At 19.9% G+C, this 26,391-nt stretch carries 19 protein-coding genes; 15 read left to right on the top strand and 4 right to left on the bottom strand.

Annotated features, from left to right (window positions below; genetic code table 11):
• The first annotated feature begins 35 nt into the window (after positions 1-35).
• The 11 genes from V9D86_RS00730 (at position 36) to V9D86_RS00780 (ending at position 13,037) form a co-directional block, all read left to right on the top strand.
• Complete coding sequence (locus V9D86_RS00730) at positions 36-1,235, top strand: aminotransferase class V-fold PLP-dependent enzyme (RefSeq protein ID WP_334330892.1); 1,200 nt, start codon at positions 36-38, stop codon at positions 1,233-1,235.
• 5 nt (positions 1,236-1,240) lie between these two features.
• Entirely contained in the window at positions 1,241-1,678 is a 438-nt protein-coding gene (gene sufU, locus V9D86_RS00735; RefSeq protein ID WP_334330893.1) for a Fe-S cluster assembly sulfur transfer protein SufU, read from the top strand.
• 172 nt (positions 1,679-1,850) lie between these two features.
• Positions 1,851-3,575: an ABC transporter ATP-binding protein gene (locus tag V9D86_RS00740; RefSeq protein ID WP_334330894.1), complete on the top strand. Its 1,725-nt coding sequence runs from the start codon at positions 1,851-1,853 to the stop codon at positions 3,573-3,575.
• Entirely contained in the window at positions 3,576-5,354 is a 1,779-nt protein-coding gene (locus V9D86_RS00745; protein WP_334330895.1) for an ABC transporter ATP-binding protein, read from the top strand.
• 66 nt (positions 5,355-5,420) lie between these two features.
• A complete protein-coding gene (locus V9D86_RS00750; protein ID WP_334330896.1) occupies positions 5,421-6,284 on the top strand; it encodes a class II fructose-bisphosphate aldolase in 864 nt (287 codons plus the stop codon).
• Positions 6,285-6,534: 250 nt separating this feature from the next.
• Entirely contained in the window at positions 6,535-7,005 is a 471-nt protein-coding gene (locus V9D86_RS00755; RefSeq protein WP_334330897.1) for an NUDIX hydrolase, read from the top strand.
• A 69-nt stretch (positions 7,006-7,074) separates the two neighbouring features.
• The gene (locus V9D86_RS00760) at positions 7,075-8,586 is read left to right on the top strand and encodes an MATE family efflux transporter (RefSeq protein ID WP_334330898.1); all 1,512 of its coding nucleotides are present in this window, start codon (positions 7,075-7,077) and stop codon (positions 8,584-8,586) included.
• Positions 8,587-8,623: 37 nt separating this feature from the next.
• The gene (locus V9D86_RS00765) at positions 8,624-9,430 is read left to right on the top strand and encodes an HAD family hydrolase (RefSeq protein ID WP_334330899.1); all 807 of its coding nucleotides are present in this window, start codon (positions 8,624-8,626) and stop codon (positions 9,428-9,430) included.
• A gap of 19 nt (positions 9,431-9,449) precedes the next feature.
• Positions 9,450-10,409: an ATP-dependent 6-phosphofructokinase gene (locus V9D86_RS00770; RefSeq protein ID WP_334330900.1), complete on the top strand. Its 960-nt coding sequence runs from the start codon at positions 9,450-9,452 to the stop codon at positions 10,407-10,409.
• A 188-nt stretch (positions 10,410-10,597) separates the two neighbouring features.
• Complete coding sequence (locus V9D86_RS00775; protein ID WP_334330901.1) at positions 10,598-12,079, top strand: 2-hydroxycarboxylate transporter family protein; 1,482 nt, start codon at positions 10,598-10,600, stop codon at positions 12,077-12,079.
• A 55-nt stretch (positions 12,080-12,134) separates the two neighbouring features.
• A complete protein-coding gene (locus tag V9D86_RS00780) occupies positions 12,135-13,037 on the top strand; it encodes a triphosphoribosyl-dephospho-CoA synthase (RefSeq protein WP_334330902.1) in 903 nt (300 codons plus the stop codon).
• 37 nt (positions 13,038-13,074) lie between these two features.
• Here the strand turns inward: V9D86_RS00780 and V9D86_RS00785 are convergent, their stop codons facing one another.
• Positions 13,075-14,862 (bottom strand): hypothetical protein, encoded by a 1,788-nt coding sequence (locus V9D86_RS00785; RefSeq protein WP_334330903.1) that lies wholly within the window; start codon positions 14,860-14,862, stop codon positions 13,075-13,077.
• A gap of 297 nt (positions 14,863-15,159) precedes the next feature.
• On the opposite strand from V9D86_RS00785, the gene yihA reads away from it, so the two are divergent.
• From yihA to prfB, 4 genes are all read left to right on the top strand, one after another.
• On the top strand, positions 15,160-15,750 hold the full coding sequence (gene yihA, locus V9D86_RS00790; protein WP_334330904.1) for a ribosome biogenesis GTP-binding protein YihA/YsxC: 591 nt from the start codon (positions 15,160-15,162) through the stop codon (positions 15,748-15,750).
• A gap of 186 nt (positions 15,751-15,936) precedes the next feature.
• Complete coding sequence (locus tag V9D86_RS00795) at positions 15,937-17,601, top strand: ABC transporter ATP-binding protein/permease (protein WP_334330905.1); 1,665 nt, start codon at positions 15,937-15,939, stop codon at positions 17,599-17,601.
• Between the two features lie 144 nt (positions 17,602-17,745).
• Positions 17,746-20,139: a preprotein translocase subunit SecA gene (secA, locus tag V9D86_RS00800; protein ID WP_334330906.1), complete on the top strand. Its 2,394-nt coding sequence runs from the start codon at positions 17,746-17,748 to the stop codon at positions 20,137-20,139.
• A gap of 111 nt (positions 20,140-20,250) precedes the next feature.
• Entirely contained in the window at positions 20,251-21,342 is a 1,092-nt protein-coding gene (prfB, locus tag V9D86_RS00805; protein ID WP_334330907.1) for a peptide chain release factor 2, read from the top strand.
• A 90-nt stretch (positions 21,343-21,432) separates the two neighbouring features.
• On the opposite strand, the gene V9D86_RS00810 is transcribed toward prfB, so the two are convergent.
• From V9D86_RS00810 to lysS, 3 genes are read right to left on the bottom strand one after another with little or no spacing between them, the layout of a single operon-like run.
• Positions 21,433-21,864: a hypothetical protein gene (locus V9D86_RS00810; protein WP_334330908.1), complete on the bottom strand. Its 432-nt coding sequence runs from the start codon at positions 21,862-21,864 to the stop codon at positions 21,433-21,435.
• 34 nt (positions 21,865-21,898) lie between these two features.
• Positions 21,899-24,661 carry a DNA polymerase III subunit alpha gene (gene dnaE / locus V9D86_RS00815; RefSeq protein WP_334330909.1) on the bottom strand — a complete coding sequence of 921 codons (2,763 nt, stop codon included), beginning with the start codon at positions 24,659-24,661 and terminating at the stop codon, positions 21,899-21,901.
• A 38-nt stretch (positions 24,662-24,699) separates the two neighbouring features.
• Positions 24,700-26,190 (bottom strand): lysine--tRNA ligase, encoded by a 1,491-nt coding sequence (gene lysS / locus V9D86_RS00820; protein WP_334330910.1) that lies wholly within the window; start codon positions 26,188-26,190, stop codon positions 24,700-24,702.
• Positions 26,191-26,391 lie beyond the last annotated feature (201 nt).

Raw genomic sequence — 26,391 nt, forward strand, 5'->3', positions numbered from 1 at the left:
TTTATTAAATTTTTGTAAGAAAGTTTTTTAATAAAATGATAAAAAATGATTTTAAATATCTTTTTCCTATTTTTAAAAATAATCCTAATTTAGTATATTTTGATCATGCTTCTACTTCTTTAAAACCAAAAAAAATGATATTAGCATTAGAAAATTTTTATTATAATAATGGTATAAATACTAAATCTTTTTGTGATTTAAGTGAAAATAATACTTTATTAGTTGAAAAAACTAGAAAAAAAACAGCTTATTTTATTAATTCTCAGTCAGAAGAAATTATTTTTACTAAAAATACTACTGAATCTTTAAATATTTTGGCTTTTGGATTATCTCATTTATTAAAAGAGGGAGATGAAATAATTATTTCAGAATTAGAACATAATTCTGCTTTTTTACCTTGGCTAAGAGTTTCAAAACAGACGAAATCTAAATTGGTTTTTATTCCTTTAGATGAGAATAATCAAATTAATTTTTATAATTTTCAAAAAGTTTTTAATAAAAAAACTAAAATAGTTATTTTGACTCATATTTCTAATGTTTTAGGTTATAAACCTCCTATTAAAGAAATAACTAATTTGGCTCATAGTAGTAATAATGCTTTTGTTATTTTAGATTCAGCTCAATATGTTAGTCATTTTCCTTTAGATGTTAATAATTTAGGTGTTGATTTTGTTTGTTTTTCGGCTCATAAAATGTATGGTCCTTTTGGTTTAGGTATTTTATTTGTTAAACATAATTTATTACATTTACTGAACCCCTTATTACTTGGTGGTGGTATTATTGAATTATTTAATATTAATGATTTTACATATAAATTTAATGTTAATAAATTTGAGGCAGGAACTTATAATATTTCATCTATTATATCTTTTAAAGAGGTTTTAGAATTGATTACCGATATTGGTTTTGAAAAAATTATTGATCATGAGTATAAAATTTATCAATATGCTATAGAACAATTAATAAAATTACCTAATATTATTATTTATAATCCTTCTGCACATCATATTATTACTTTTAATTTAATTAATATTAATGCTCATGATGTTGTTACTTTTTTAGCTAAAGAAAATATTTGTGTTAGAACTGGTAAGTTATGTGCTGATTTAACTTTAAAAAAAATTAAACAAACAAGTGTAATAAGAATTTCTATTGGTATACATAATAATAAAAATGATGTTGTTTTATTGATTAATGCTTTAAAAAAAATTATAAATTTTTTTCAAAAGGTTTAAAAATGATGGAAATTTATGAAAAATATCGTAATTTAATATTAAAATATTATCATAAAAAACAAAATAAAATTTTATTATCTGATCCTAGTTATTTTTGTGTGAAATATAAAAATTTTTTTTGCGGTGATGATTATATTTTTTTGCAAGTTAAAATTAAAAATAATATAATTGTAGATTTTAGATACGAAATTAAAGGTTGTGTGATTTGTATTTCTTCGGCTAATTTTATGTCAAATGAATTAAAAAATAAACATATATCAGAAGTAATTCAAATTTCTAATAATTTTATTAATATGTTAAAAGGTAAAAAAGTTAATTTAGATAATACAAATTCTGATTTTAAAATATTTCAATTTGTATTTAATATTAAAAGTAGGGTTAAATGTGCTACTTTATCTTGGAAAGCTTTATTAAAGTTATTAAGTAATGTTGTATTTAAATAAAAAGTTTATTGAAATTATATTTTATTTGATTAATTTATTTTTATAATGATAAAATATTTATTAATTTATTAAAATATTAAATTTAGTTATTTTAATTAATTTTTTTTAATTTTATAAAAATAAAATAAAATAAATAATAATACATTAAAAGAAAGAATTAATGTTATAAAATATGAAAATTATATGGAAATATTTAAAAAAATATAAAATTTTATTATTATTTAATATTTTATCTGCTTTTTTGATATCTTTTTGCGAAATTGGTATTCCTTTTGTTATTGGTGATTTTATTATTGATCATAAAAATAACAATTCAATTAATTACTCCCAACTTTTTTTAATATTTTTGATTTTAGTATTTTTTGGTGTTTTAGGTAATTTGCTTATTAATTTTTGTTCTTCTTTTGTTTCATCTAAACTTTTTAATGATTTAAGTATGGATATTTTTAAAAAAGTTCAAACTTTTTCTCCTTATGAAATGCAAAAATTTGGTATTTCATCCATCATGAATCGTAATACATCAGATGTTTATCAAATAATGAGTTTTATGTCTACTTTTTATAGAGCTGCAATTGTAGCGCCTATTATTGTATTATGTAGTTTTATTATGATATGTCGAATTAATTATCATTTAGTTTTTGGTATTTTATTTATTATACCTTTTTTGATTTTTATGATTATTTTTATGGTAAATAAAACTTATTATTTATCAGTAGAACAACAAAAACAATTAGATAAACTTAATTTAATAACTAGAGAAAATCTAACTGGTTTTAAAGTAGTTAGGTCTTTATGTCAAAATAAACATGAAGAAAAACGTTTTTACGAATGTAATACTAATTATAGTATTTTTTCTATAAAATTATTTAAATTTTTAGTTTTAATTGATCCTATTTTTTATTTTTTAGTAAATTTTTCAATTATTTTAACCATTGGTCTTGGGACATATTATTTATCAACAGATTCAAATAATTTTACTTTAGGAAATTTATTTAAATGTATAGAGTTTCAATTTCATGTTTTGTTTTCTATATTGAATTTTTTATTATTATTTATGATGTTTCCGAAAACTTTAGTTTCAGTTAAAAGAATTGAAGAAATTTTATCATATCAAATTGTTATTAAAAATAATGATGTTAGTTTAAAAATTAAAGAAAATATTAAAAAAATAGAATTCAAAGATGTTGTTTTTAGTTATCCTAATTCTAATCAAAAAATATTAGATAATATTAATTTGATTTTTTATAAAGATGAAATAATTTCTTTTGTAGGACCTACTGGTTCTGGAAAATCAACTTTAATTAATTTAATACCTCGTTTATATAATGTTACTAGTGGAACAATTAAGTTAAATGATATTGATATTTTTGATTATAATATTGATCATTTGAGAAGTAAAATTGGTTTTGTTTCGCAAAAAAATTTTTTATTTAAAGGCACTATTTTAAGTAATCTTTATATGGGTAAAGAAAATGCTTCTGAGGAAAATATTTTAGAAGCTATAAAAATATCTCAAGCTTATGATTTTGTTGAATCTAAATCTGAAAAAATAAATGAGTTTGTTAGTGAATTTGGTAATAATTTTTCTGGAGGTCAAAAACAAAGATTAGCGATTGCTAGAGCTTTAGTTAAAAAACCTGATATTTATATTTTTGATGATTCCTTTTCTGCTTTAGATTATAAAACAGATTATGAATTAAAAAAAGCTTTTTATGAAATGAAAAAAAACTCTATTGTTATTATAGTGGCCCAAAGATTAAGTTCTATTTTGAATTCTGATAAAATTATTGTTTTAGATCAAGGTAAAATTTTAGATATAGGGAAACATGAAGAGTTGATGAAAAGATGTGAATTTTATAAAGAAATTGCTCGTTCGCAGCATTTATTGGAGTTTTAAATGAATAAAATGTTTTCTTATTTTAAATCTTTTAAAAAAGAATTAATTATTAGTTTTTTTTTAATATTCATTTCTGCTGTTATTGCTTCTTGTTTGCCTCTTTGGGAAGGTAAATTTATTATTGAAAAAGTACGTCAAATATCATTAGATAAAAGTAGTAGTAATATTAAGTTTGAAGAAATTATTTTTCTTCTTTTTTTAACTTTATTATTTTATATTACTGTTGCCATTTTACGTATTGTTTATAATAAATTGTTGGTTACTTCTATTCATACAGGAATTAAATATTTACGTCAAGATATTCAAAAAAAAATTCATTTATTGCCGGTAAGTTATTTTGAAAAAAATACTTTAGGTAATGTTATGAGTAGGATGACTAATGATATTGAAATTATTTCTAATAGTTTACAACAAACTTGTTCTACTTTAATTTATTCTTCTTTTTTTATTATTATTTCATCATTTTGGATTTTTTCTATTAATTGGCGATTAGGATTAATCGTTATATTAGTTATTCCTTTATCTTTTTTTACTATTTATAAAATTTCTAATAAATCACAAAGTATTTTTATTCAAAGATTTGAAACTTTTGGCGATTATAATGGTTTTTTACAGGAAAAATATACAGGTTATAAAGAAATTATGATTTATAATCAACAATCTAAAGTAATAAAAGAATTTCAAATCAAAAATAATAATTTACAAAAATTAATTTTTAAATCTAATATATTATCTGGTTTACTAATGCCTATTATCAAATCTTTTACATATTTAATTGTAGCTTTAGTATCTATTTTAGGAAGTATTTTAATGAATGATTCTGAAAGTCAAATTACTTGGATTTTTATGGGTTCTTACACTGCTTTGAAATTAGGTATTTTTCAAGCTTTTATTAAGTATGTTTGGTGTTTAGAAGGACCAATTAGTGAATTAACACAAATGTCTGTTTTATTTCAATCAGCAAAAGCTGCTTCTCAAAGAGTTTTTAGATTTTTACAAGAAGAAGAAGAATTGCTAGAATCAGAACAATTTTTTATTTTAAATGATTTTAAAAATAAAGTTGTATTTGATGATGTTTCTTTTAGCTATGGATCTAAAATAATTTTACAAAATATTAATTTTGAAGTTGAATGTGGCCAAATGATTGCTATTGTTGGTCCTACTGGTTCTGGTAAATCAACTTTAATTAATTTATTAATGCGCTTTTATGATTTAGAAAAAGGTAATATTATGATTGATGGTATTAATATTAATAATTTAAAAAAAGATAATTTAAGAAAAATTTTTGGTATGGTTTTACAAGACACATGGCTTTTTAATGGAACCATTTTTGAAAATATTAAATATGGAAATAATCAAGCTACTGACGAAGAGGTATTTTCGGCCGCTCAAAAGGCTAACATTAATTTATTTATTGATTCTAAAATAAATGGATATTTTACAATGATTAACGAAGAATCTGATAACTTATCTCAAGGCGAAAAACAGATGATCACTATTGCAAGAACTATTTTACGAAATCCTAGTATTTTAATTTTAGATGAAGCAACTTCTACTATCGATACTAGAACAGAATTATTATTACAACAAGCTATAAATAAATTACTTAATAATAGAACTTCTTTTGTTATTGCTCATCGTTTATCTACTATTATAAATGCTGATAAAATTTTATTTTTGAAAGATGGTAAAATTGAAGAGATTGGTAATCATCAAGAATTATTAGCTAAAAAAGGTTTTTATTATCAACTTTATCAAAGTCAATTTAAACAAATTTAATTATTTTTATTATTTCATTAATTTAAAAATAATTTTAAAATTTATTTATTTTGTAAGGAGAAAAAAATGTTAACCGCTGATAAAAAAATTTTATTAAATGCATATCAAAAAGGTTATAGTATTGCTCAAATAAATATTAATAATTTAGAATGGGCTAAAATTGTTTTAATAACAGCAAATGAATTAAAATCTCCTATTATTTTAGGTGTTTCTGAAAAAGCTGCTGATTATATGGGAGGATTTAAAACAGTTTTTAATATGGTTAAATCTTTAGATGAATTTTATAAAATATTTGTTCCTGTTTTTTTACATTTAGATCATGGAAGCTTTGAAGGAGTAAAAAAAGCTTTAGCAGCTGATTTTAGTTCTATTATGTTCAGTTCAGCAGGTTATTCTTTTGAACAAAATTTAATTAAAACTCAAGAAATTATAGAATTATGTCGTGAAAAAAAAGTTTTGTTAGAAACAGAAATTGGTGGTATTGGTAGAGAAGAAGATGATTTAAATTTTACAGGTAGTTTTTCGGATCCTAAACAATGTCATTTAATGTCTTTATTAGATATTGATATGTTAGCTGTTAGTATAGGTAATATGCATGGAGAATATTCTCCAAATTGGGATGGTTTAAATTTTAAAATTTTAGAAAAAATAAATAAAATTACTAATAAAAAACCTTTAGTTTTGCATGGAGGTACAGGGATTCCTGATGAAATGATTAAAAAGTCTATTTCTTTAGGAATTGCAAAGATTAATGTTAATACTGCTTGTCAGTTAGCTTTTGCTAAAGCTACAAGAGAACATATTTGTGATAATAAAAATTTTAAAGATAGAGGTTTTGAATTGAGAAAATTATTCAAACCAGGTTTTTTAGCTATTAAAAATATTATTAAAAAAAAATTAAGGTTATTTGGTTCTATTAATCAAGTTTAATATTTTAAACAATATTATTTTATATATAAAATTTATATAAAATTTTTTAGTTTTTTTAGTATAATAAATGTAATTTGAATATTTTTTAAAAAATAAAATAGTTTTTTAATTTGAATTTTTAATAAAATATTTATTATATATTAATAAATAATATTTAAAATTTTAATTATTTTTTATTTTTTTAATATTTTTTTTTAATATTTAAATTAAAATTTTAAAAAATTTAGAAAGGTTTCGGGAAATTATTAATATGTGTTGTTATATTAAAAAAATGCGTAAAAAAATTGGTAAAGAACCTTTATTTAGTCCTGGAGCCTCTATTATTGTTTATGAAAAAAATAAATATTTACTTCAATTAAGAAAAGATTTTAATGTTTGGGGTCTTCATGGTGGTTCTATGGAACTAGGTGAAACAGGAAAAGAAGTGGCTATTAGAGAATTAAAAGAAGAAACTGGATTAGATGCTTTAAAAATTGATATATTTAAAACATATTCTGGTAAAGAATTTAAAATTATTTATCCTAATGGTGATATTGTTTATGCTATTGTAATGGCTTTTATAGTTACTAAAACAAAAGGTAAAATTACAAAATTAAATAAAGAAGTTATTGAATTAAAATGGTTTAATGAACAAGATTTACCAATAGAAAATATGATGACAATAGATAAAATATTTTTAAAAGATTTTTTAAAAAATAAAAATAAGATTTTAAATAAGTAATTATTTTTATTCAAAAATAAAATTTTATTTTTAATATTTTTTAATAGAAAGGATATTTTAATTAATTAAATGACAGATAAAATATTGTTACAAAACAAAAAAAGAAAAATGATATTAGAAGGTAATTTATTTAAAATTATTTTAATTTTAGCAATACCTATTGCTTTAACTAACATAGTATTTAATTTATTGCCATCTAAAATAGATACACTTACTGCAATATCTAAACAAAAAACAAATAACATTACAGATTTTTTGCCTATTTTAAATTCTATTAAACAAATTTTTTTTTATTTTGGAATTTGTTTTGCTATGGCTTCTACTGTTATTATAGGTCGTGAATATGGTAAAGGTAATTATTCAAAAGTGTATATTTTAATAAAAAATACTTTAAAAATAGTTATAATTTCTTCTTTTTTATTGGCTTTTTTAGGTATTTTTTTTAAACCAATACTTTTATCTTATATGACTCATAATAGAACAACATTAAATAGTGATATTAAAGAAATTTCAGGTTATTATTATTGTTTAATGTTTTCTGGTATTTTGATGTCTATTAATAGTGTTTTTTTAGGTTTTTTTAGGATAAAAGGTAATATTAGAATAATTTATTTTTCTAATTTTTTATTTTTAATTTGTAAAATTGGTTTTAATTATTTATTTATTTTTTTACAAGCAAAAAACATAACAATGTTTCATTTAGGTTTATCTACTATTTTTGCTATGATAATATCTAATTTATTGCTTTTTTTTAGATTAATTATATTATTTAAAATAGATAAAAATAATAAAGATTTAATTAATTTAAAAATAAAAGATAGCATTAGCAATCAAATTTCTTATTTAAAACAAATTTTAAAAATATTTTATCCTATTTTTTTAAGTAAATTTATTTATGAATTAGGCAAATTAATTATTCTTTTAATAATTGGCCGTTCTGATTTTTATGCTCCAGGTTCTTTAACTACTGTTTCAATAGCTGATTTTATAGCTGGTTTTGGATTACAATTGGGTTTCGCTTTAGAAGAAAGCTCTGTATTGATTATTTCAACAAATTTAGGAAATAAAAATATTTTGCGTTCTTTAAAGAGTATTTATTTTTCTATTATGATAAATTGTATTTTTGGTTTAATTTATACTTTTTTTGCTTTTTTTTACGGTATTAGATTATTAAATTTTTTTAATAATTTATTTAGTCATAATTATTCAGGTAATTATATAGGAAATTCATATCAACTTAATTTTTTTATTTTATTTTCTTGTATTTCTGGTTTTTTTACTGTTGTTATTCAAGGTATTTTATTAAAAAGTTTTGTAGCTTTTAAAAAACCTAATTTAGATATGTATTTTAATTTTTTGAGAATTTTAATTCGAATTCCTTTAATATTTTTGTTTAGATATACTGAAATTACAAATTATTTATTCAATTTGCAACTTAAATGGAATACTAAGGAATTTGGTTGGAAAGGTTATGGTTTTATTAATTTTTTTTCTAACTTAATTTTATTATTTTTTATTATATATTTATTTTTTAAATTTGTAAAAAAAATAAATAAAACAAATATAAATAATAATTTATAATATTTAGGTTGACAAAAATAAAATTAGAAAATAACATATGATAAAAATAAAAACAAAAAGAATATTTTTTTTTGATATCGACAATACACTTTTTAGTACCAAATATAAGAAAATTTGGCCTCAAACTATCAAGACTATAAAAATTTTGTCTCAAGATCCTAATGTTATTTTAAGTATTGCTACAGGTAGAAATAAAACAAGATTAAATGTTTTAGGTAATTTATTGCCTTTTTTTAAACATTTAGTTTTATTAAATGGAAGTGTAGTGATTATTAATGATAAGATTATTAATGAAAAATTTTTTTCAAAAGAAGAAGTTTTATATTTAACAAAAGAAGCAAATTCTGCTAGTCTTCATACAGGTATGGTAGGTTTATATCAAGAAGCTGTTCTTTATAAAAAAGATTTATTATTTATTACAGAAAAACTAAAGGATTTCTTTAGTATGAAAATGAATATTTTAGACGATAAATTTTATCTTTCAAATAATGTTTATCAGATGTGGATAATAGATAAAAATATTAATAAAATTAATAATTTTATTAATAATTATAAACAATTTCAATTTTTTTATTGGAATGATGGCGGCGTTGATGTAGTTTTAAAAGGTATTAATAAATTTTATGGTATTAAACAAATTCAAAAAATATACCCAGAATATCAGTTGATTTGTGTTGGTGATGGTTATAATGATATTGATATGATCAAATATGCTCATATTGGAATTGCTATGGATAATACTAAATATAATCAAATTAAAGAAATTTCTAATATTATTGCGCCGCATATTGATGAAGATAAAATGTATGATTTTTTTAAAATTAATAATTTAATTAAAATTTAGAAAAGGATAATAAAATAATATGAACATAGCTGTTTTAACATCAGGCGGAGATTCACCAGGAATGAACGCAGCTATTAGAAGTATCGTTAAAGTTGGTATACGAAATCATATATCAATTTACGGAATTAAATATGGTTATTTAGGTTTATATCAAAATCAAATTGGTTTATTAAAATTGGAAGATGTAGAAAATATTATTAGAATGGGTGGTACTTTTTTAGGAACTTCGCGTTTTATTGAATTTATCGAAAATACAAACATTATTAAAAAATCAGTTCAAAATTTAAAAAATCAAGATATTTCATTTTTAATTATTATTGGTGGCAATGGCTCTTATAAAGGTGCTTTAAAATTAATTGATTTCGGCGTTAAATGTATTGGAATTCCAGGAACTATTGATAATGATATTTCAGGTACTGAATTTACTATTGGTTTTCATACAGCTTTAAATACTATTGTTGAAGCTATTGATAAAATTAAAGATACTTCTAAATCACATAAAAGATGTACTTTAGTTGAAGTTATGGGCAGACAGAAAGGCGATTTAGCTCTTTATAGTTCTATTTGTAGTGAAACTACCTTAGTTATTGTTCCTGAATATAATGATAGTAAATTAAATATTTTAAAAAAAATGGAATCTTTTCTTGATAAAGAACAAAGTCACGCTATTGTAATATTAACAGAACGTCAGTTTGATATTAATGTTTTAGCAAAAGAAATTGAATTAGTTATTGGTTTAGAAACTAAAACCACTGTTTTAGGTCACATTCAAAAAGGCGGAATTCCCCTACCTCAAGATCGTATTTTAGGAACTTTAATGGGTTTTTATTCTATAGAAATGATTAGAAAAAATTTTTTTAATATTGCTTTAGGCATTAGAAATAATAAAATTATTCATTATCCTTTTAAGGAAGTTTTAGAAATTAAAAAAGATAAAATATTTCAAACATTATGGGAAATTAATAGTAAATTAATTTAAAACTTTGATTTTAGTTGAAATTTTTTATAATATTTTGATAATATATAATTGTATGTAATAATTGTTTAATAATATTTTTTTGTTTTTTATAATTACTATCATATGAGAGAATAATTTAATGATTATTATATATAATAATTTTAATCATTATTGATAAATTCAACAAAAAGGAGTTTTATTTTATCACAATGAATGATAAAAAAAATTTACAAAAAATTTCTAAATATAAATCAAATATTTTAGGATTAACTTGGCCTGCTTTAATATCAATTATGTTGATTTTAATTTTTCAAATGTATTTTGGTTTTAATAAAAATAATAATAATAAGGCAGACATCGATACATGGCATGACTTAATGACATCTTTATTAGTTGCTATGACTTTTGCTGGAATTTTAAAATTTGTAGGTAGCAAGATACCTTTTTTAAAAGATATTGGTGGAGGTTCTATTTTATGTATTTTAATTCCTTCTATTCTTGTTTCTTTACAATTTTCTAATTCTTTTTTTGATACAACTAAAGGAACAATTTATGAATTTAGACAAGTTATTATCAGCAATTTTAAAAATTTTAACAGTGATAAAGGAATTGGATTTTCTTCTTTTTTTGTAACTTCTTTAATTGTTTATAGTTTTTTAAGTATGGATAATAATTTATTAAAAAATGCTTTTAAAAAATTTTTTCCTTTAGTTATTATTTCTTTAATTTCAGGTGCTTTAATAACTAGTTTATTTGGTTATTGTTTAGGAATTATTGGTTATGAACCTATTGCAGGAATTGAAGGAGTAAAAAATAGTGATAGTAATAATCATTTTATTAATACACTATATTATATTTTTGTTCCTTTATCGAGTGGCGGTATGACAGCTGGTATTATGCCTTTAAGAGAATCTTATGGTTCAGTAGTGAAAATTGATGATGCTGATAAGGTATTTGGACACATTGCTCCAGCTTTATTAGTAGGTGGTATTTTTAGTATTTTTGCTGCTGGTATTATTAAAAAAATATTTATTAATACTAAATATAATGGTAATGGTAATTTAGAAATTAATAAATTATCTTTTAAAAATCAAAAAAAACAAATATTATCACAACCGATTAATTATAATAATATTGCTACTGGTTTTATAATTATTTTTGCTTTTCATTCTCTAACTGTTTTACTAAGAACAATATTGAAATTATTTATTATAGATGTAAAATATCACAAATTTTTGCCAGAATCTATTGTTTTTTTAGTTGTAGTAGTTATTATTATTAAATTATTTAATTTTATGAATGAATATTTTCTTGAATGTATAAAACAAGCTTCTAGATTAGTGACTACTCTTTTTACTTCTGCTTTATTAGTTATTTTAGGTTTTACATTAAACATTCAAACAGCTTTAAATGCACTAACTTTTCCCTTTTTTTTAACATGTTTAGTTTCGGTAATAACAGTATCTTTAACTGCTGGTGTAATAGGTCATTTTTTTAATTTTTATGCTGTAGAATCTTCTATAACAGCTGGACTTTGTCTTAACAGTATCGGTGGTGCCGGAAATATTAATATTTTATCTGCTGCTAATTTAATGGATTTAATTTCATTTGCTCAGATTTCAACTCGTATTGGTGGTGCTTTAGTAGTGGCTTTTGCTAGTATCACTTATCCTATTTTTTATGGTTTATAATTTTAAATTCTTTTTTTATTTATTATTAATTGATTTATTTTAGGTATTTTTATAAATGAGTAAAAAAATTTCTTTTGGAATAAATAAGTATTTTCATAAAAGAATACTTAATTTAGCTTTAAGATATATTAAATTAGAAGCTTTAACTTATCCTTGTTTTGGATTAGTTTCTAAAAAAGATTCTGGTTGTCATTATGATATGGACATAAAAACATTTTTAATTTCACAAAAAACTTTTAAATTTTATTTTAAAGAAATTTATATTTTAATCATTAAAAATTCTGATTTAGATTTTTTATCTTTAAGAAAATTAGGCCAAAAACAAGAAAAAAGAATGTTTAAAGTTACTAACAATGTTAATACTCATAAAGGTTTAATTTTTGTTTTTGGAATTATTTATTATATTTCATTATATGGTTTTTTTCATAAAATATCTTTTGATTTGTGGAGTTTTTTAATTAAAAAAATTACTAAACCTTTAGTTAATGATTTTCAAAAATTAAATTTTCAATCCAAAAGTAAACAAATATTTACAAAATTTAAAATTTTAGGAGCTAGAGGAGAAGCTTTATCTGGTTATTCAGTAATTTTTAATAAAGGTTTACCATTTTTGAAATATTATTCAAATAAATATCCTCAATTAACACAAGAAAATAAGTGTTTATTATTATTAATTTTTTATTTAGCAGAAATTGATGATACTACTTTAATATTTAAAATAGGATATTATAAAAGTCAGGAAATTAAACAAAAAGCAAAAGAATGGTTAAATATTTTATTTTTAAAAGGTTGGAAAACTTTTTATAAAGTAATTTTAAAGAATAATGATATTTATAAAAAAAATAAAGTTTCTCCTGGTGGGTGTGCTGATTTATGTGTTGTTACTTTATTTTTATCATACTTTTATAAAAAGTATGATAAAAATATTACAATTTTTAATTTAAAACATAAATTTTAATTATTAAATGTATTTTATTTTATTATTTTGTATTTTTTTAATTTTTTTTCCAAAAAATATACATTTTTTCAGCTTCATTACCCATATTTTTTAAGTCTTCTAAAGTATAAGTGTTATCTTTACCATCTCTATTACCTTTATCAAAAACAATAGCTAATAAATTAATTGGCGGATTTTTAATAAAAAAATATAATGAATTTTCACCTTCTTGATTGGTATAGCAAGGACCAGTTAAACTATAGTTACTTAATATATTTTTAGTTATTGGATTTGTTATTAAATCTTTTTTGTTGGTTAAAAAAATATCAATTATTATCATATTGTTTATCTTATTAGGGGATAATGATGTACTGTGATTTGTTTCTTTTTGAATTAATATATTATTAGTTTTATTTTCAGATTCATTATTTTTAAAAAATATATTTATAAACTTAAAGTCTTCATTGTTAGGTTTTAATAAAGGTTTTTCTAAAGATAAAAAAACATTTGATTTAAATTTAATATCATTAGACATTTTGTAAATAGTATTGTTAATTTTAATTTCTTGATTTTGGTTTATGTTTTTTATTTTAAATATTTTAATTTTTTCATTTGATATTTTTTGATCATAAATATCTTTGTTTTTAAATATAGTAATAATTATTGATTTATTATCTTGTATTATAGTATGATAAAAATTTTCTATTTGTGTTAAAATATTTAAAAATTCATTAAAATTATATTGTATGTTTGGTTTTATATTAGCTTCTATTTTCCAATAACGTATGTACTGATTATATTTTTCTAAAGCTTCTTGATATTCAATAATTGCTGTTTTTTCATCATATTCTTTTATTAAATTTTTTATTATAAAAAATTCTTTATTTTTATATAAATTTGATTTTTGTAATTGATTATTTATTATTTGTATTTTTAAATTATTGTTATCGTTAGATAAAAATTTATTATTATATTTTAATAAAAATATTTCTGCTTGATTTTTTTTATTTTTTTGCATTAGAATATTAATTTCTTTTTGTTTTTGGTTAATATCGTTAGTACTTTGTATTATCATATTCATTAAAAAATTGATTTTTGATTGTAAGTTATTATTTTCTTGTTCTTTTTGTTGTAAACAATCTAATAAAGATATTTCTTTTGTATTAAAAGTAAAAATTTGATCATTTGATATATTTAAATTTTTATAAATTTTTATTAAAGGCAAAAAAAAGTTATTATAATTAACTTTATTATGCCAGAAAAGAAAAATAATTGTTTCTATTTTTTCTTTATATTGTAAGAATAATTCATAAAAATTATATTCATTGTCAATTCCTTCGCGTTCTTGTTCATCATAAAAATAAAAAGCTTGTAAACCAATAGGATTTTGTTTTATTTTAAATTTACAATTTTCATAAATATTTTGGTTATAACCTTCAAAAAAAGAATTATTTTTAAATTTTTTCCATTTAATATCGATTCCAAATTCACCTAAATTATTTAGTAATTTAATCACAGCTTTTGAATTTTTTTGACCTTCTAAATGAAAATTATAAATATAAATTATCTTATTATTGTTTTTTTCATCATAAAAAATATCTTTTTTAATGAAATTATTTTTAAAATTTTTTTTTAAAATATCGTTTTCAATTTTTTTTTGTTGATCGATCTGTTTTTGAATTTTTAAAAAATTTAAAAAATTATTATTAATTTTATTTTTGATATTTTTTTTAAAATCAATATTAATAATTTCTTTTAAAGCATTTTCATTTTTTTGAATGTATGCATCATTATAAATATTTTTGGAATCATTTACTTGTTGTTTTAAAAATAATTTTTCGAACATTGTTGTTTTGTTATATTTTTTTGATATGATTATGAAAATTATTTTCAAAATTATTATAGATGAAATTAATATTATTGATAAATATAAAAAATATTTTTTTATTTTATATTTTTTTAAAAACAATTATTTAATTCTCCTTTTATATAATTTATTATAAATAATGATTTATATATTATTTTTTTATTATAATAACTCAAACCATAATATTTTAACATTTTTTTTATTATTTTGAAAAAAAATTTATTTTAATTTTTATTATATTTATTTTATTGTTATTTTAAGAATAAGGTTTGCTAAATGATAAAACAAGCAATTTTTATTAAAAGTATTACACAAATTAAAGATAATTTTTCTTTAATTAAATATCCAGAAATAATTTTAATTGGTAAAAGTAATGTTGGTAAAAGTTCTTTTATTAATAATTTAACTGGTCGAAAAAAATTAGCTAGAGTTTCTAAAATTCCTGGAAAAACTATAACTTTAAATTATTATTTATTAAATAATTTTTTTTATTTAATAGATACTCCTGGTTATGGTTATGCTAAAATAAGCAAACAAATTAAAAAAAAATTTTTAATAATTATTTTTGATTTATTAAAAAATAATTTAAATTGTAGAAAAATTTTATATTTAATTGATTTTAAAGTAGGTCCAAATACTAATGATATTTATATTTGTGGTTTATTAATGCAAAATGGTTTAGAAGTTGTTTTAGTTTTTACTAAAAAAGATAAAATTAATAAAACAAATATTAAGAAACAATTAATAAAGATTCAAAATAATTTAAATATTTTTAATATTTCTTATGATAATTTTTTTTTAATTTCAAATAAAAATAAAGAAGGAATTGCTGAAATAACAAATTTTATTTTAAAAAATGTTAAATAAATTTAATTTTTTTTTTAAAATTAATATAATACATTTGTAATTTTTTTTAAATTTTTTTTATTAAAACCATTATATTTTTTAGAATGTGTATAATGTATATTATAAATAATTTATTTAATTTTTAATATTATTTATATTAATAATTAAAAATATTATAAAAAGAAAAAAATAAGGAATAATTTTATTATGATTCAAATAGTAAATTTAAATAAAAATTTTTCTAATAAATCTCAAACTCCTGTTAATGTGTTAAAAAATATATCTTTAAATTTTCCTGATAAAGGGTTAATTTTTATTTTAGGAAAATCTGGTTCTGGTAAAACTACTTTATTAAATTTATTAGGTGGTTTAGATTTGTTTAATGATGGTGATATATTAATAAATGGTAATTCTACTGTTAATTTTAAACAAAGTGATTTTGATACTTATCGTAATGGTAATGTAGGTTTTGTTTTTCAAGATTTTAATTTAATTGAAGATCTTAATGTTTTTCAAAATCTTTCTTTACCTTTACATTTACAAGGTAAAAAAGTTGATCCTATTTTGATTTCTAAAATATTAAAAGATTTTGATTTAGATGGTTTTGAATTGAGAAGAGTTAATCAACTTTCGGGAGGACAAAAACAAAGAGTAGCAATTGCTCGTTCTATTATAAAAAAACCTTCAATTATTTTAGCTGATGAACCAACAGGGAATCTTGATTTTGCCACTGGACAGCAAGTTTTTGAGATTTTTAAAAAATTATCCGCGGATAAATTAGTGATTATTGTTAGTCATGATCCTGAAAGTGCTTATAATTATGGTCAACGTGTTATTGAATTAAAAGATGGAGAAGTTTTATCGGACTTATCAAAAGATAATTCTTATGTTTCCTCTAAACAGGATTTTAAACAAAAAAGCTTAAAAATAGGACAAATTATTACGAAGGAAATTTTATTTCAAATTCAAAATCAAATTGAAAACAAAAATCATTTAAAAAACTCTTTTATACCTACTAATCGATGTGTTAATGATAGTAATAGTGTTCAACAAAGTCGCAAAATGATTAAAATTAGTAGTCATTTACCAATTAAATTAGCTTTTAAAATGGGTATGAGTTATTTGAAAGAAAAAAAATTTTCTTTAATTAGTTTTTTATTAATGTCTTCTTTCATGTTTTATGGACAAACTTTTACAATTGCTGTGTTTTTTGGTATTTCGCCATTAAAAAATTTTAAAATTGGTGCTCAAGAATTATTATCAAAAGAATCAACAATGCTAACGATAGATCATTATTTTACTGTTTTACTTAAATTTTTTGTCAATATGACTGAAAAAATAATAGATGAAACTTATAGAAATGTTATTGGGTTGACTTTATTTATTTTCTTCATGGTTTTTATTACTGTTGGTCAATTTATTAAAAAAAGTATTGAATTTAAAAAAAAAGAAATTGGTATTTTAAGAGCTTTAGGAGCCAGAGGTGCTGATGTTTTTAAGATTTTTTTTAGTGAAGGTTTCGTTATTGCTTTTTTAATATCTATTTTTGGGGTTTTATTTTTTTATTTCATCCCTTTTAAAAATTTTTTTATTGAAGAAGGTATAAAACGTTTTTCTAATGATTACATTAATTCATTAAATAAATGTGAGATTAATTATAAAGATTTATTACCGTCAGAATCAATATTAATAATGGGTAAAATGAAGAATGACTTGATTTTATTTCAAAAAACGATTATTTTTTGTTTACACGAAGGAATAGTATTTTTAAGTATTTTTTTAAATACTTTTTTAGTTGTGTTTATTACTATTTTTTTCCCTATTTATAGTTTTGCTCGTAAAAAACCTATTGAAGTTATTTTAAATAGATAAAATTTTATTTTATCATTATATTAATTTTTAAAATATCAAATATTAATTTATTTGATATTTTTTTAATTTTGAATGCTTTTATTATTTTTTGATTATATTTAATATTTTTTTAAAAAAACAAAAAGAAGGAATATAAATGAACTTATGTTTAATATTTTAAAAAAAATATTTAATTCTTCTAAAAAACATTTGAAAAAAGCTAAAATTTTAGCGGATCAAATTAATAAATTAGATGAAAAAATGACAAAATTAAAAGATGAAGATTTTAAAAAAGAAACTCAAAAATTAAAAAATATTTTTTGTCAAAAAAAAAACTTAGATGAACTTTTAGTTGAAGCTTATGCTTTAGCTAGGGAAGCTAGTTATAGAATTACTGGGATGAAACCTTATTACGTACAACTTTTAGGAGCTATTATATTACATCAAGGTAATGTAGCAGAAATGAAAACTGGAGAAGGAAAAACTTTAACTGCCATTATGCCATCTTATCTGAATTCTTTAAGCGGCCAAAGTGTTCATATTGTTACTGTTAATGAATATTTAGCCAGTCGTGAAGCTGAAGGTATTATAAGTAAAGTTTTTAATTTTTTAGGATTAACTGTTGGTTTAAACACTAAAAATAAAAATAATATAGAAAAAAAACAAGCTTATGATTGTGATATTCTTTATTCTACAAATAGCGAATTATCTTTTGATTATTTAAGAGATAATATGCAAATTGATTATAAAAATTTGGTTATGCAAAGAGAATATGCTTACGCTATTGTAGATGAAGTTGATTCTATTTTAATAGATGAAGCTAGAACTCCTTTAATTATTTCAAATCAAAATAAGCAAACTAAATTTATTTATCGTGAAGCTGATCGTTTTGTAAGAACTTTAAAAAAAAATCATTATATTATTGATTTAGAAACTAAAACTATTGAATTAACCGAAAAAGGCATAAATAAAGCAGAAAATTTTTTTCAAATAAATAATTTATATAATATTAACCATGCTCATTTATTACATCGTATAAAAAATGCTTTAAAAGCTTTTTTTATAATGCACAATAATAAAGATTATTTAGTTGTGAAAGATAAAGTATTGATTATTGATGAATTTACAGGTAGAATTTTAAAAGGTCGTCAATTTAGTAATGGTTTACATCAAGCTTTAGAGGCTAAAGAAAGAGTTACTATTGAACCTGAGACTAATATTTCTGCTACTATTACTTATCAAAATTTTTTTCGTCTTTATAAAAAAATATCTGGTATGACAGGAACAGCTAAAACGGAAGAAGATGAATTTCGTAATATTTATAATATGGAAGTAATAGAAATTCCAACTAATAAACCTATGATTAGAATAGATGACCCAGATTTTATTTTTACAAATTTAAATGAAAAATGGAAATATTTAATTGAAGATGTTAAAAATAGACATAAAAAAGGGCAACCTATTTTAATAGGTACTATTACTGTTGAAATATCAGAACAAATTTCTAAAAAATTACATAGACAAAATATTACTCATGAAGTTTTGAATGCCAAAAATCACATAAGAGAAGCGGAAATTATTTCTAAAGCTGGTGTAAAAGGTGCTGTTACTATTGCTACTAATATGGCTGGTCGTGGAACTGATATTGTTTTGGGCGAAGGTGTAATTGAATTAGGTGGATTAGCTGTTATAGGTACTGAAAAACACGAATCAAGAAGAATTGATAATCAATTAAGAGGTCGTGCAGGACGTCAAGGTGATCCTGGTTATTCTCGTTTTTTTATTTCTGGTGAAGATGATTTATTGCAACGTTTTGGAGGTTCTAAATTACAATATATTATAGAATTGCTTCAAAAAATGAATACTTCAGACAATAAAATGACTTCTTCTAAATTAATAACTAGATTTTTGGTTAATATTCAAAAAAAGATTGAATCTAATAATTTTGATTATCGTAAATATATTTTAAAATATGATGATATTTTAAGAATTCAAAGAGAAATTATTTATAAACAAAGAAAAGAAGTTTTATTTTGTAATGAAATAAAAAAATTAGTTTTTAATTTAGTTGAAAAAACTTTAAGTTATCAAATTATTTTTTATTTTAAAAAATATAATATAAATATTAAAAAACAAAATTATTTAGAAGATTTAATTAATTATTTAGAATTTAATTTTTTTAATAAAAACATTTTATATTTATCAGAAATAAAAAAATTATTAGAAAATAATAAAAATTTTAATACTGAAAAATTAATCATTGATTATATTAAAAATAAAGCTAGAAATATTTTATTATTACCGTCAAAAGATTTAATTTCTGAACATCAACAAAATTTTATAGAAAGAACAAGATTAAAAATTTTAAAAATAATTGATTATCATTGGGGTTTACATATTACTAATATGGAATATTTAAGAAAAGGTGCTAGTTTTTTAAATTATGGACAACAAAATGCTTTAATTTCTTATCAAAAAGAAGGTAGATTATTATTTAATCAAATGATACAACAAATTTCTTTTGATATTACTAAAATATTATTAAAATCACCTATTTAATTGTTTTAAATTTATAAAGTTTTTTTAATTAATATTTTTTAATTAGAATTATTTTTTGATATTCAATTTATTAAAATTCTAAATAATTAATGAGATGTGGAATAAATAATAATGGAAAAATATGAAATTAATTTGATTTTGGATAATTTAAAAAAAATTTTATATGATTTAGAAATTAGAATAAATTTAAATAAACAAAAAAAACGTCTAAAAGATTTAAATAATTTAATTAATTTGCCTAATTTTTGGGATAATTTTGAAAAAGCTAAAAAAATTAATCAAGAATTTAAGTCTTTAAATGATAAAATTTATAAAATTCAAAAATTTAATCAAGAATATCAATATTTATCATCTTTATTAAATATAACTAAAGAAAATATGGATGATTTTTTATTTTTAGAACAAGAATTATTAATTTTAAAAAAAAATATTCAAGATTTTGAAATTAAAATTTTATTAAATCAAACTTATGATAAAAAAAATGCTATTTTAATTTTACATCCTGGTGCAGGTGGTATTGAATCACAAGATTGGTGTGAAATGCTTTTTAGAATGTATCGAAAATATGCTCAAAAGAAAAATTTTAAAATTGAAATTTTAGATTATCAAATAGGTGATGTGGCTGGTTTGAAAAGTGTTTCTTTATTAATTAAAGGTTTAAATGCTTATGGTTATTTAAAGTCTGAAAAAGGAGTTCATCGTTTGGTTAGGATTTCGCCTTTTGACTCAAATTCTAAAAGACATACTTCTTTTACTTCTTGTGATGTTTTGCCTGAAATTAATGAAAATATTGAAATTAAAATTAAAGAAGAAGATATAAAAATTGATGTTTTTAGAAGTAGTGGAGCTGGTGGACAACATATTAATACTACTGATTCAGCAGTTAGGATAACACATTTACCTACTAATATTATAGTTAATTGTCAAAATGAACGAAGTCAGACGCGTAATAAAGAACAGGCATTACAAATTTTAAAAACTAAATTATTTCAAAGAGAGATTAAAAAACAAGAAATTAATTTAAAATTAATTCAAGGTGTACAAAAAGAAATTAGTTGGGGTAATCAAATTAGAAGTTATATTTTTCATCCTTATCAGTTAGTAAAAGATCATAGAACTAATGTTGAAACATATCAAATTGAATTGGTTATGGATGGTGATTTAGATTTATTCATTAGTTCATTTTTAAAAAAAAATATTTAATTTTAAAAAAATAATAAAAAACTCTAAATGTTTTAAATTTAGAGTTTTTTATAATAAATTTTTTTAATTTTTAATATTTTTAAATATGATTTATTCTAAAAATAAAATATTACGAATTAAAAATTCTAAAAAATAAATAAATATTGGAAAAAAAATACCAATTAACATTCCTATTGTAGCACCAATAAAATATCCTAAAGTAATGCCTAAAGTCCCCTTTTTTAAACCCAAAATTAAAGCTCCTAGAAACATAAATATTAAAATAGATTCTATTTTTATTCTAGTTTCTTCAAATGGATTTTCTTTTTCTAAATTTTGATTTATATTATTATTAAAAGGATTTAAATCTTTAATTGAATATCTTGTTGTTGTATTTTTAATAGATATAACAATTCCTATTAATATTATAGTTAAAATCAATATTGAACATAAAAAGCGAAAAACAATTTTTTTATGTAAAGGTATATTTTTTTGTGAAAATTTTTTAATGGGACTAAATTGATTTATTGAATTATTATTCATAATATTAAACTACTCCTTTTTTTAAAAATATTAATTATTTAATTAAAGATAAATCAAATTTAAATGCTTTTTTTTCTTCAGTATTTAATTTTATTTTTGAAAATTCTTTATATTCTTTAGGTCGTTCACTATTTATATTTTTATATTCATATAAAGTTCTACGATTTAAACCAAAAATATCTAAAGCTCCTGAAAAAATTAAATTATCTAATACATTTTCGTTTTTATTTAAATTTAAACTTATTTTTAATCTTTGTTTGAAATTTTCATAATTTTCAAAAACTTTTTGTTTTCTTTCTTTTATTAAGTTTTGATAAAAATTATTATCAACTCCTTTAATTGAAATTAAAGGAATAATTAGTTTATTGATTGATAAAATATTATATTGATTTGAACTGTTTAAAATATTAGGTTTTATAAATTCAAATTCTGTTTTTATTTCTTTTATTAAATTATTAGTTGTTAACCAATCATTATTTTTTGCAAATTGATTTAATAATACTAAATTAAATTCTTTTTTATAATTAGTTTTTAAATAAGATATACGATAAGTTATTAAGGCATAAGCAACACTATGACTTTTATTAAAACCATAATTAGCAAAATTATAAATATGATCATAAATTTTATTTGTATCTTCTATTGAATTTCCATTTTCAATGCTTTTTTTTATAAAATTATCTTTTTCCTTAATTAAGAAATATTGATCTTTTTTACTTATAGCACTTCTGAAATTATCTGCATCTATTAAACTATAGTTTGCGAATTTAATAATTATTTTGATTATTTGCTCTTGATAAATAATAACTCCATAAGTAGGTTTTAAAATTTTATGAATTAAAGGATGTAAAAAAATTTTTTTAATATTTTTTTTTTTATTTCTGACATATTCGTTAATAAAATTTATTGTTCCAGGTCTGTTAAAACCTAAAACATCTATTAAATCTGAGAATTTACATGGTTGAATTTTTTTTAAAACATTTTTAGCTGTTGTTGATTCTAATTGAAAAATACTTATAGTTTTTTGTTCTTTTAATAAATTATATGTTTTTATATCATCTAATGGAATATTTTTTATTTCTAAATTTTTAATTTTTTTTAAAATTTCTTGCATTAAAGTTAAAACTTTTATTCCTAAAAAATCTATTTTGAATAAACCAATTTTTTGTAAATTTTTGTCTTCGAATTGTGTTTGATAAATTTTTTGTGTACTGTTAGGATTTAATTGAAGAGGAAGTGTTTTTAATAAATTTTCTTTATTTAAAATAATTCCAGAAATATGAGTACCAGTAGTTCTTGGTATTTTTGCTATTATATTAACTATACGTTCTATTTCTTTTCCTCTGTAATCTGTTTTATCCAATTTTTTTTTTAAAATTTTTTTTTTTAGGGTTTCTGTGTTTGTATAATTATATAAATTTTTTGCTATTTTATCTATTAAAAAATTTATAGGAAAATGTAAAAATGTAATTAGATTTGCAATATTATTACTTTTATATTTTTTTTTTACATAATTTATAACATTTTCTCTTTCGTTATCAGGAAAATCTAAGTCAATATCAGGCATTTTAGTTCGTTGAGGATTTAAAAATCTTTCAAAAATTAAGTCATATTTTAAAGGATCTATTTCTGTAATATCTAAACAAAAACAGACTAAAGAACTAACTGAAGAACCACGTCCAGGACCAACTAAAATATTATTTTTTTTAGCATAAGATACAATATCTGCCACAATTAAAAAATAATCTTCGTATTTCATTTGAGAAATAATTTTTAATTCATTATTTAATCTTTTTTCATATTTGGGATAAATTTTATTTTCTTTTGGGTTTATTTTTTTTTTTAAATTTTCCCAGGTTTTTTGTTTTAAAATTTTTGAAGAATTTAAAAAAACATCTTTATTGATTTTTGGTAAATTAAATTTATTATAAAATATATTATTAGAATAATTAATTTTACTAACTAATTCTTTTAAATTTGATATTAATTTTGGATATTTATCATATTTTAAAATAAATTCTTCTTTTGTTAAAAAATTCAAATTTAATCTTTGATTATTTTTTTCACTGGTATTATTAGGATTTAATTTAATTAATTGTTGATATACAATATTATCTTTTTGTTCTAAGTAATTTGTTTTATGAGTAGGCAAAATTTTTATTTTTAATTTATCTGCAAAGTATATTATATTATCTTCAATTTGTTCTAAATCTGGCGATATAATTGATAAGTCATTTATTCCATATTTTATCATGTCGATATTAATATTAGATTGTAAAGAAATACCAATATAAAAATTTTTTATTTTTTCTTTAAAATTTATTAACATTATTTCAATTGTTTCTTTATTTTGATTTGTTGGAGATAAAAAATAATTATTAATTTTTTCAAAAAAAAATTTATCTAAAATTGAGATAATTATAAAAAGTCCTTCTTGTAATTCTTGTAAATCTTGTAAATATATTTCTTTATTTTCTGCTTTAATTATGTTAGATAATTTAATTAGATTATTAATTCCTATATCATTTTTAGCGTAAACTAAAATCCCTATTTTTTTATTATTTTTTGCAAATTCATTTTTTTTGTTTAAATTTAATTTTATTTTAATACCTATAACAGGTTTGATTTTATATTTATAACATAATTCTAAAAATTCTATCATACCATATAAATTTTCATTATCACTTAGTGATACAAAATCATATTGATTTTTTATTGCTGTTTTGACAATATCTTCTATTGAAATAAGGCTTTTTAATAAATTATAATAACTTTGGCAATAAAAATAGCCTCTCATTTATGAATAAATACCTCCTTAAATAATGTTAATATAAATTATATATCTTTTTTTTGATTTTTAAAGTGTGGAAATAAAATCACATCATTTATATTATTTACATTGGTTAAAAGCATTACCAATCTATCTATTCCCATACCCATACCTCCAGTAGGTGGCATGCCATATTCTAATGCTTCAATAAAATCTATATCCATTTCGTTTGCTTCTTTATTTCCTAATTTTTTTTGTTCTAATTGATTTAAAAAACGTTTTTCTTGTTCTATTGGGTCATTTAATTCACTAAATGCATTTGCAAATTCTTTTCCTACTATAAATAATTCAAAACGATCTGTTAATCTTTTGTCTTGTTGATTGGTCTTTGCTAAAGGACTAATTTCTATTGGATGACCATAAATAAATGTAGGTTGAATTAATTCTTTTTCAACATATTTTTCAAAAAAAGCTTCTATAATATGTCCTATACTAAAATGAGGTAATATAGTTATTTGATGTTTTATACTTAAATTTTTAGCGGTTTCTAAGTTCATATAGTTCCAAAAATTAATTCCAGTTTTTTGTTTAATAGCATCTAAAATATGTATTTTTTTAAATTTATTAAAATTAACAATATTATTTTGATATTTAAATTCCAAAGTTTTTAAAGTTTTCTTACAAATATCTTTTAAACATTGTTCAGTTAAATTCATCATATCTATCATATCTGCGAAAGCTAAATAAACTTCTAAACTTGTAAACTCAGGATTATGACTTGCATCAATACCTTCATTTCTAAAAACTTTTCCAATCTCATAAACCGCCTCTAGACCACCTACAATTAATTTTTTTAATGATAATTCTGTCGCTATTCTTAAGTAAAATTTACTTTCTAAAGCATTATGGTATGTTACAAAAGGTTTTGCTGTTGCTCCTCCTAAAACTGATTGTAAAGCAGGGGTTTCCACTTCTAAAAAATTTTTATTATCAAAAAAATTTCTTATGTTTTTAATAATTTGACTGCGAATAAAAAAAATTTCACGTGTTTTTGAATTAATTATTAAATCAATATAACGACGTTTTCTGATAATTTCTTTATTTTGTAATCCTTTATATTTATCAGGCAAAGGTAACAAAGCTTTTGTTAAATGTATAAAGTCATTTGCTTTAATAGTTAATTCATTAGTTTTAGTTTTAAATAAGATACCATGAATACCAATAATATCTCCTAAATCAGAATTTTGATATATTTCGAAAGCTTTATCGCCTATTAAATCTAATTTTATATAAACTTGAATTTTATAATGATAATCTTGTAAATGTAAAAATCCAGCTTTACCTTGTTCTCTTTTTAAAATTATTCTCCCAGCTATAGTAACTTGTTCATTTTTGTTTATTAAATCTGACTTATCATAATTTTGAAATTCTTCAATAATGTTTTTTATACAATGAGTGCGATTAAATTTATTTCCGAAAGGATTTATTTTTAATTTTTTTAAATGATCAATTTTTTTTCGTCTTATAATATATTGTTCTGATTTTTTATATGTCATTTAATAAACCTCTTATTTTTATATTTTAAAATTAAATATTTTTTAAATATATATTATTTTTCTATAGGAAAATTGTCTATAAATAGAGATATTGCGAAAGAATTAGGTCCACAATTAATGCTAATTGAAGAACAAAATTCTGAAGTATAAATTTTTAATTTATCATTTTCTAAATTTTTTAATTTTTTTTCAAATTCAATT

Origin of the sequence: Candidatus Phytoplasma prunorum (assembly GCF_036924415.2) — a bacterium.
In the GTDB taxonomy this organism is placed as follows: Bacteria; Bacillota_I; Bacilli_A; order Acholeplasmatales; family Acholeplasmataceae; genus Phytoplasma; species Phytoplasma prunorum.